This is a genomic window from Mesorhizobium sp. M8A.F.Ca.ET.021.01.1.1, assembly GCF_003998025.1.
Classification (GTDB): domain Bacteria; phylum Pseudomonadota; class Alphaproteobacteria; order Rhizobiales; family Rhizobiaceae; genus Mesorhizobium.
On the sequence record NZ_RZSJ01000268.1, the window covers coordinates 1 to 7,740 of the forward strand.

At 64.5% G+C, this 7,740-nt stretch carries 9 protein-coding genes; 8 read left to right on the forward strand and 1 reads right to left on the reverse strand.

What is annotated here, in order from left to right; translation table 11 throughout:
* The 5 genes from EOA36_RS20205 to EOA36_RS20225 form a co-directional block, all read left to right on the forward strand.
* On the forward strand, window positions 1–708 hold a 708-nt coding region (locus tag EOA36_RS20205), incomplete at its 5' end, for a lytic transglycosylase domain-containing protein (RefSeq protein WP_145969234.1).
* A gap of 5 nt (window positions 709–713) precedes the next feature.
* On the forward strand, window positions 714–1,202 hold the full coding sequence (locus tag EOA36_RS20210) for a GNAT family N-acetyltransferase (RefSeq protein WP_127279131.1): 489 nt from the start codon (window positions 714–716) through the stop codon (window positions 1,200–1,202).
* Window positions 1,203–1,323: 121 nt separating this feature from the next.
* Window positions 1,324–2,592, forward strand: coding sequence for an ABC transporter substrate-binding protein (locus tag EOA36_RS20215; RefSeq protein WP_127279132.1), 1,269 nt, complete (start codon window positions 1,324–1,326; stop codon window positions 2,590–2,592).
* A 47-nt stretch (window positions 2,593–2,639) separates the two neighbouring features.
* The gene (locus EOA36_RS20220) at window positions 2,640–3,554 is read left to right on the forward strand and encodes a sugar ABC transporter permease (RefSeq protein WP_127279139.1); all 915 of its coding nucleotides are present in this window, start codon (window positions 2,640–2,642) and stop codon (window positions 3,552–3,554) included.
* A 1-nt stretch (window position 3,555) separates the two neighbouring features.
* The gene (locus tag EOA36_RS20225) at window positions 3,556–4,380 is read left to right on the forward strand and encodes a carbohydrate ABC transporter permease (RefSeq protein ID WP_127279133.1); all 825 of its coding nucleotides are present in this window, start codon (window positions 3,556–3,558) and stop codon (window positions 4,378–4,380) included.
* 16 nt (window positions 4,381–4,396) lie between these two features.
* On the opposite strand, the gene EOA36_RS20230 is transcribed toward EOA36_RS20225, so the two are convergent.
* Window positions 4,397–4,735, reverse strand: coding sequence for a hypothetical protein (locus EOA36_RS20230; RefSeq protein ID WP_127279134.1), 339 nt, complete (start codon window positions 4,733–4,735; stop codon window positions 4,397–4,399).
* Between the two features lie 155 nt (window positions 4,736–4,890).
* On the opposite strand from EOA36_RS20230, the gene EOA36_RS20235 reads away from it, so the two are divergent.
* From EOA36_RS20235 to EOA36_RS20245, 3 genes are all read left to right on the forward strand, one after another.
* The gene (locus tag EOA36_RS20235; protein ID WP_127279135.1) at window positions 4,891–5,634 is read left to right on the forward strand and encodes a DUF899 family protein; all 744 of its coding nucleotides are present in this window, start codon (window positions 4,891–4,893) and stop codon (window positions 5,632–5,634) included.
* A gap of 103 nt (window positions 5,635–5,737) precedes the next feature.
* Window positions 5,738–6,736 carry a YihY/virulence factor BrkB family protein gene (locus tag EOA36_RS20240; protein ID WP_127279136.1) on the forward strand — a complete coding sequence of 333 codons (999 nt, stop codon included), beginning with the start codon at window positions 5,738–5,740 and terminating at the stop codon, window positions 6,734–6,736.
* Between the two features lie 102 nt (window positions 6,737–6,838).
* A complete protein-coding gene (locus tag EOA36_RS20245) occupies window positions 6,839–7,384 on the forward strand; it encodes a DUF4142 domain-containing protein (RefSeq protein WP_127279137.1) in 546 nt (181 codons plus the stop codon).
* Window positions 7,385–7,740 lie beyond the last annotated feature (356 nt).

Here is a 7,740-nt window from a genome sequence, read left to right on the forward strand (position 1 = left end):
GCCCCGGCACTCGATCCCGCCGCCCAGCCGGCCGCGGCGACCGCCGCCTTTGCCGGGGCAACGCCTACAACGCCGGCAGTCCCCGCCGTGATGGCCGCCAATGCCTGGCAGGCGCCGCCGCCGTCCAAGGCCGGCCAGCCGGTCGGGGTCGCCGGGACCTACACGACCGCGGGGCTCATCGTGCCGGCGGTTGCCAAGGGCGGCCAGAAAATGCCCGGCGTGCAGCAGGTGGCCTATGTCGTGCCGCAGAACCCGGCTGCCCTGGTGCAGTTCCCGTCGGCGCCGGTCGAGCCGGCGGAAGAACAGCATGCGACCGGCATGCGCGGCGACGTCGACCGCCTGATCGTCAAATACGCCGCCTTCTACCAGGTGCCGGTGGATCTGGTGCGCCATGTCGTCAACCGCGAAAGCACCTACAATCCCAAGGCCTACAATAACGGCCATTGGGGACTGATGCAGATCAAGCACGCGACGGCGCGCGGCATGGGCTATGACGGGCCGGCCAAGGGCCTGTTCGACGCCGAGACCAATCTCAAATACGCGGTCAAATATCTGCGCGGCGCCTGGCTGGTGTCGAACGGCAACGCCAAGAAGGCCGACTGGCTCTACCAGACCGGCTACTATTTCGACGCCAAGCGCAAGGGCCTGCTCGAGGCCACCGGCCTCGGTGTCGACCGCAAGCGCGGGCGCCTGCAGCCCGACGCCTGAGCGCGATGCCCGAACCGCGTCCGCCGGCTCCAAACGACATCCGGCTGCGCAAGATCTTCGACGAGACGCTGGTTGCGCCGCACTGGCCTGACGGTTTTGTCATGCGCAGCTTCGAGCGCGGTGACGCGCTGCCGCTGCATGCGCTGCTGGGCGAAGTGTTCGACGATGGCACAGACGGCCCCTTCGACGAATGGTGGCCACGCATATCCGAAGATCCCGAATTCGACCCGGCGCTGTGTTTCCTCGTCATCGATGCCAAGGGCCGGCTGGCGGCGGCCGCACTGTGCTGGAGCTCGGCATTCGTCAAGGACCTGGCCGTTCATCCGGAGGCACGCGGCAAGGGTGTCGGCGAGGCCCTGATGTGGCACGCCTTCGCCATTTTTCGCGACCGGGGTGCCGCCCATGTCGATCTCAAGACCAATACGCTCGAGAACGCGGCCGCCGTGCGGCTCTACGAGCGGCTGGGCATGCGGCCCGTCGCCTGGGAAGGCTGACCCAGCCGTCCCCGGTCATGGCCTGTTCGGAACCCAAAGCGCCGCTCCGCATTCAATGAACGGTGGGGTCTGACCGGCTGCCGGTGCTCTGTGCCGCCAGTTGCCAAGGAGATCCACCGCGATGAAGGTTTTCCACGCATTGCTGGCGTTGAGCGTCGCTGCCGTGCTCGCGTCGGGTTCGGCGCGGGCGGTCGAACTGTCGATCGTCTCGGGTGACACCGGCAACGGCCTCAAGGTGCTGCGCGAGATCCTCGACCGCTATGAGAAAGTAAGCGGCGACAAGGTCACCATCGTCGCCATGCCGTCGTCCGGGACCGACCAGTTCGGCCAGTACAGGCTGTGGCTCGCCGCCGGCAACAGCGACGTCGACGTCTACCAGACCGATGTCATCTGGGCGCCGCAGCTCGCCAGGCAGTTCGTCGACCTGACCGAGGCGACCAGGGATGTCGTGGCCACGCATTTCCCGTCGATCATCCAGTCGCAGACCGTCGACGGCAGGCTGGTGGCGCTGCCGATCTTCACCGATGCGCCGGCGCTCTATTACCGCAAGGATCTGCTCGACAAATATGGTGCCAAGGTGCCGGCCACCTGGAAGGAACTGGGCGACACCGCCAGGCTGGTGATGGACAATGAGCGGGCCTCGGGCAACAGGGATATCTGGGGCTTCGTCTTCCAGGGCAACGCCTATGAAGGGCTGACCTGCGACGCGTTCGAATGGGTGGTGTCGAACGGCGGCGGCCATATCGTCGAGCCGGATGGCGCGATTTCCATCAACAACGCCCAGGCGGCGGCCGCGCTCGACATGGCCAAGGGCTGGATCGGCACGATCGCGCCGCCGGGCGTGCTCGCCTACCAGGAAGAAGAATCGCGTGGCGTCTGGCAGACGGGCAATGCGGTCTTCATGCGCAACTGGCCCTATGCCTATGCGCTGGGCAACAGCCAGGGGTCGCCGATCAAGGGCAGGTTCGACGTCGCGCCGCTGCCGGCGGGCACGGGCGAGGGCGCCCGCCCGGCGGCGACGCTCGGCGGCTGGAACCTCGCGGTCTCGAAATATTCCAAGCACCCGGATGCGGCGATCGAACTGGTCAAGTTCATTGCCTCGCCGGCAATGCAGAAATACCGCACGCTGAAGACCGCCAACCTGCCGACCATCCAGGCGCTCTATGACGATGCCGACATCGCCAGCCAGCAGCCGATCATACCGCACTGGAAGGATGTCTTCCTCAATGCCGGGCCGCGGCCCTCGGCGGTGACCAGGAATAAGTACAACGAGGCGTCGAGCCAGTTCTGGAACGCCGTCCACAAGACCTTGTCCGGCGAAGGCAGCGCCGCCGACAATCTGGCCGACCTCGAGGCGACGCTGACCCGGCTGAAAGGCAAGGGCTGGTGAGCGCGCGACCGGCCGATGCCACCGACCGGCGCCAGGGCTCGCGGCTGATGCGCCAGCGTGTGCGCTCGGCGTGGCTGTTCCTGGCGCCGATGCTTCTGGTGCTCGCCGCCGCTGCCGGCTGGCCGCTCGCCCGCACGGTCTATTTCAGCTTCACCGATGCCTCGCTGTCCGATCTCGACGCCCGCCAATGGGTCGGCCTCGCCAATTATGTCTCGGTTCTGCGCATGCCGAGCGGCAGGGTCATCCACGACGGGCTGCTTCTCGACCCGGTCTGGTGGGGCGCCGTGTGGAACACCGTGCGGTTCGCGGTGGTTTCGGTGACCTGCGAGACGATCCTCGGCATGGTCGTCGCCCTGGTGCTCAACGCCGAATTTCCCGGCCGCGGCATCGTCAGGGCGGCGATCCTCATCCCCTGGGCGATCCCGACCATCGTCTCGGCCAAGATGTGGCAGTGGATGCTGAACGACCAGTTCGGCATCATCAATGTCGTGCTGATCAATCTGGGGCTGATCGACACCAAGATCGCCTGGACAGCCAGTGCCGACACCGCGATGGCGGCGGTGCTGATCGTCGACATCTGGAAGACGACGCCCTTCATGGCGCTGCTGATCCTGGCCGCGCTGCAGATGCTACCGCGCGAGATCATCGAGGTCGCCAGGCTCGACGGCGCCAATCCCTGGCAGATCTTCTGGCGGGTGACCTTGCCGCTGATCCGCCCGGCGTTGATGGTGGCCGTGATCTTCCGGGCGCTCGATGCGCTGCGCATCTTCGACCTGATCTATGTGCTGACGCCCAACAATGCGCACACCAAGTCGATGTCGGTGTTCGCCCGCGAGAACCTGTTCGAGTTCGACAAGTTCGCCTATGGCTCGGCCGCCTCGACCCTGCTCTTCCTCATCCTCGCCTTGCTCACCATCCTCACCATCCGCGTCGGCCGGATAAGCCTGGAAGGAGGCCGCTGAGATGTGGCTCCTGAAGCGCACGGCCTTTTATCTGCTGGTCGGGGCAATCGTGCTCATCGCGGTGTTCCCATTCTACTATGCCATCGTCACCAGCCTGAAATCGGGGACCGAGCTGTTCCAGGCCGATCCGTGGCCGAAAGCACCCAGCCTCGACAATTATCGCAACGTGCTGGCCGAGGGCGCCTTCATGCGCAATCTCCTGAATTCGCTGGTCGTCTCGGGCGCGGTCGTCGCACTCTCGCTGTTCCTCGGCGTCACCGCGGCCTACGCACTGGCGCGTGTCCGTTTTCGCGGCCGCTCGGCATTGCTGTTCGCCATCCTGTCGGTCACGATGTTCCCGCAGGTGGCTGTGCTGGCCGGGCTGTTCGAACTGGTGCGGATGTTCGGCCTCTACAATTCGCTCTTCGCGCTGATCTTCTCCTACATGATCTTCACCTTGCCGTTCACCGTCTGGGTGCTCACCGCCTTTGTCCGCGACCTGCCGGTTGAGGTCGAGGAGGCGGCGATCCTCGATGGCGCGACGCCATGGATCATCATCACCCGCATCTTCCTGCCGCTGATGTGGCCGGCGCTGGCGACCACCGGACTGCTGGCCTTCATCGGCGCGTGGAACGAGTTCCTGTTTGCCCTGACCTTCACCTCCAACGATGCGCGGCGGACCGTGCCGGTGGCGATCGCGCTGCTCTCGGGCAATTCGCAGTTCGAGATTCCATGGGGCAACATCATGGCGGCCTCGGTGATCGTCACGGTGCCGCTGGTGGTGCTGGTGCTGATCTTCCAGCGCAAGATCGTCTCCGGCCTCACCGCCGGTGGGGTGAAAGGGTGAAGCGCGGACCTTGCGCTCAGATATCCGGCGCGTTGCCGATCTTCCGCTTGAGCTCCAGCGCCCAGGCGCGGCCCTCGTCACCGCCCCACAGCAGCCAGGCGATGTATCCGGCGGAGGGGTTGTCCTCATTGCCGTAGTTCTTGCCGCGCTTGTCGATCTCGTGGCGGGCAAAGTAGCTGACCATGCGGCGGATGGTGGACGGCGCCAGCTTCTCGCGGTTCTTCAGTTCGGTGGCCCGCGCGATGCCGATCTCGGTGCCGCCGCGCCCGAATTGCTTGCGCAGCCGCAAGCCCTTGGCGGCGTTGTCGGCCACCACTTGCGGACAGCGCAGGTCGATCTCGTCGGTCTCGCTCATTTCGTCCCCCCGTGCTGGAAGCTGGAGCCGATGAAGGCAATGTCGCAAAGCCGGAGCGGTTCCGATGCAAAATGTCGGAACCGGCCGGCGTGTCGCGTCCTTAGGGGGTAGAGCACCCTGCCGGGACGCCGGCACGCGGAACCAAGGAGCGGATCATGATCACCTTTCCCAACGAATCCGCCAAATACCGCACCGCGCGCGAAAAGCTGCTGAAGAAGGAAATCGAGCTGCGCCGCGCCATGGAAGCCGTGGCCGAGGCGCGGCGCACCTTGCCGCCGGGCGGGCTGGTGCCGAAGGATTATGTGTTCGAGGGGCTGGATATCGCCGGCAAGCCGACGCGGATAAAACTGTCGGAGCTGTTCGCGCCCGGCAAGGACACGCTGATCCTCTACCAGATGATGTTTCCGCGCCACCCGCAAGAGACGCGCGAGGTGGCGACCAGCGGCGGCACGGCGAAGCTCGCGCGGCCCGACCAGCCGTGCCCGTCCTGCACCGCGCTGCTCGACCAGTTCGACGGCGCGGTCGGCCATTTGGAAGCCGCAGGCTTCAACTTCGCCGTCGTGGCCAAGACGGCGCTGGAAAATCTGGTCACGCTGGGCCGGGATCGCGGCTGGCGCAACATGCGGCTGGTGTCTTCGGCCAACAACAGCTTCAAGCGCGACTACAACGCCGAGTCGGCCGACGGTGCGCAGATCCCGCTGCTGTCGGTGTTTCATCGAGATGCTGACGGCATCAGGCATTTTTGGTCGTCGGAACTCGGTTTCGCGCCAACCGAACCCGGCCAGGACCCGCGCGCCATCGGCACCTGCGAGATCCTGTGGAACCTGATGGACTTTACCCCGGAAGGCCGGCCGGACTGGAACGAGCAGCTGCAATATGGCGAGGCGTGCTGCCACTGAGGCAGGCGCGCCCTCGCTGAAACTCTCGCTCAAGTCGGCCGGAACATCGGAAGACCCGCTGCATTGATAGGAGACGGTTTGCGACCCCTTTCACGGATTCGAAGTGCGACCCACACTCAAAAACGTATGGGACCTGGTGCGAGAAAGCGTGGTTGGCTTTGTCGACGACAATGCGCTTAGTCATGGCGCGGCGATGGCCTTTTATGCCGCCACGTCGCTGGCCCCGGTTCTGATAATTGTCGTCGCCATAGCGGGCATCGCATTTGGCCATGACGCGGCACAGTTGGCTTTGTCGGCCCAGATATCGGGGCTGATGGGTGCAGAAAGTGCGGCGCTCCTTCAGACAGCGCTCGAAGGGGCATCCAGCAAATCATCGGGGACCCTGGCGGCCATCATCGGCGTGGCCACTTTGCTCGTCACCGCCTCCGCGGTGTTTGGCGAGATGCAGCAGGCCCTCAATGCAATATGGAAGGTTGAAGCGAAAGGGAGTTCGCTGTCGCGTCTCTTGCGGGCGCGTGCGGCAAGTCTCGGCCTGGTCGCCGCCCTCGGCTTTATGTTGCTGGTGTCCTTGGTGGCGAGTGCGGCGATCTCCGCCCTGGGCAATTTGATCAGCGCTCATTTGCCGTTCGGCGAATTTGTTCTGAGCGCGATCAACACGTTGATTTCCTTTTCCCTGATCTCCGTGATGTTTGCGGCGATCTACAAGGTCCTGCCGGACCGCGCCTTGGAATGGCGGGATGTCGCGATCGGTGCTGTCGTGACCGCCGCCCTGTTCACATTGGGGAAGTCGCTCATCGGTTGGTATATCGGCACGAGTGCGATCGCATCGTCATACGGTGCGGCCGGAGGGCTGCTCGTCATCCTGCTCTGGGTCTATTATTCATCGGAGATCTTTCTGCTCGGCGCGGAGCTGACCCGCGCCTATTCCGTTCGACATGGGAGCAGGTCCGACCTGGACGGGTTGGTTCAAACTGCTCCCGCTTCACAAAACCTTGTTTCGATTCGCCGACAGCCCAGCTCTTCGGGCGCCGTGGCGTTGTTGGCGGTGGCGTGCGTGAGCGCAACGATGACGGCCTTTCTGCTGGGGCCTCGCCGCCCGTAGGGAGAGATCACGCTGCTCCCCGCGCGAGAGAAGGGACGCGGCTGGCAACCTCACCGCATCTGCCGCGTTGGGTCTGCGAGGACACCTTCACGGAGCGTTTCGATGAAACCGCATCTCGCCATTGCCATGCTGGCCCTTCTGGTCGGAGCGCCTTCAGCCTTTGCCCAGCAGGCGGTCAGCACCTTGCCGGCGGTGTCGGAGAACAAGGTCGACACCGACACCTTCACCAAGACGCTGGCAAGCGCCAATCGCTTCGAGATCGAAAGCAGCAAGCTGGCGCAGAAAAAGGGCGTCGCGGCTGATGTCGCCGATTTCGCCGCGTTGATGGTCAAGGACCACACCAAGGCCGGCCAGGATTTCAAGGCGGCGCTGGAAAAGAGCCAGACCACGGCATCCATCAAGCCCGAAGGCCCGCCGCTGTTGCCGGCAGACCAGGCAATGCTCGACCAGCTCAAGACGCTGGATGGCGAGGCCTTCCAGGCCAGGTACATCGCCTTGCAGACCGAAGCGCACAAGCAGGCTGTGGCGCTGTTTTCCACCTACGCCCGCTCCGGCGACGACCCGGCGTTGAAGGAATTCGCCAAGAAGACGCTGGAGGTGCTGAAGATGCACGAGATGCATCTGAGGGATGTGGCGGCGGTGCATTAGCGGCTGGGCGAGTTGTTCGAGTGCAGGCCATCCTTCCGGCTGGTGGAGCCCCCTTCATTTCGTCATCCACGGGCGGAGCAAGGAGCGCAGCGACGCGGCGCAGACCCGAGGATCCATGCCGGGACTTCAAAGCGTTGCTACAGTGCGGGATTCTGTTCCGCTGCGTCCTCGATTGATGTCGCGGCATGGATCCTAGGGTCTCCGCGACGCCGCTCCGCGGCTGCTTCGCCCTAGAGCGGTTCCTGTTTTGAGAGAATCGTAGGATTCCCAAAGCAGCTGGTTTGTGATTCAAGATGCTGGCTGGATTGGAGGCCAGCATCTGATGACGCGAGCGCTTTCAAACGATCTTCGTGAGC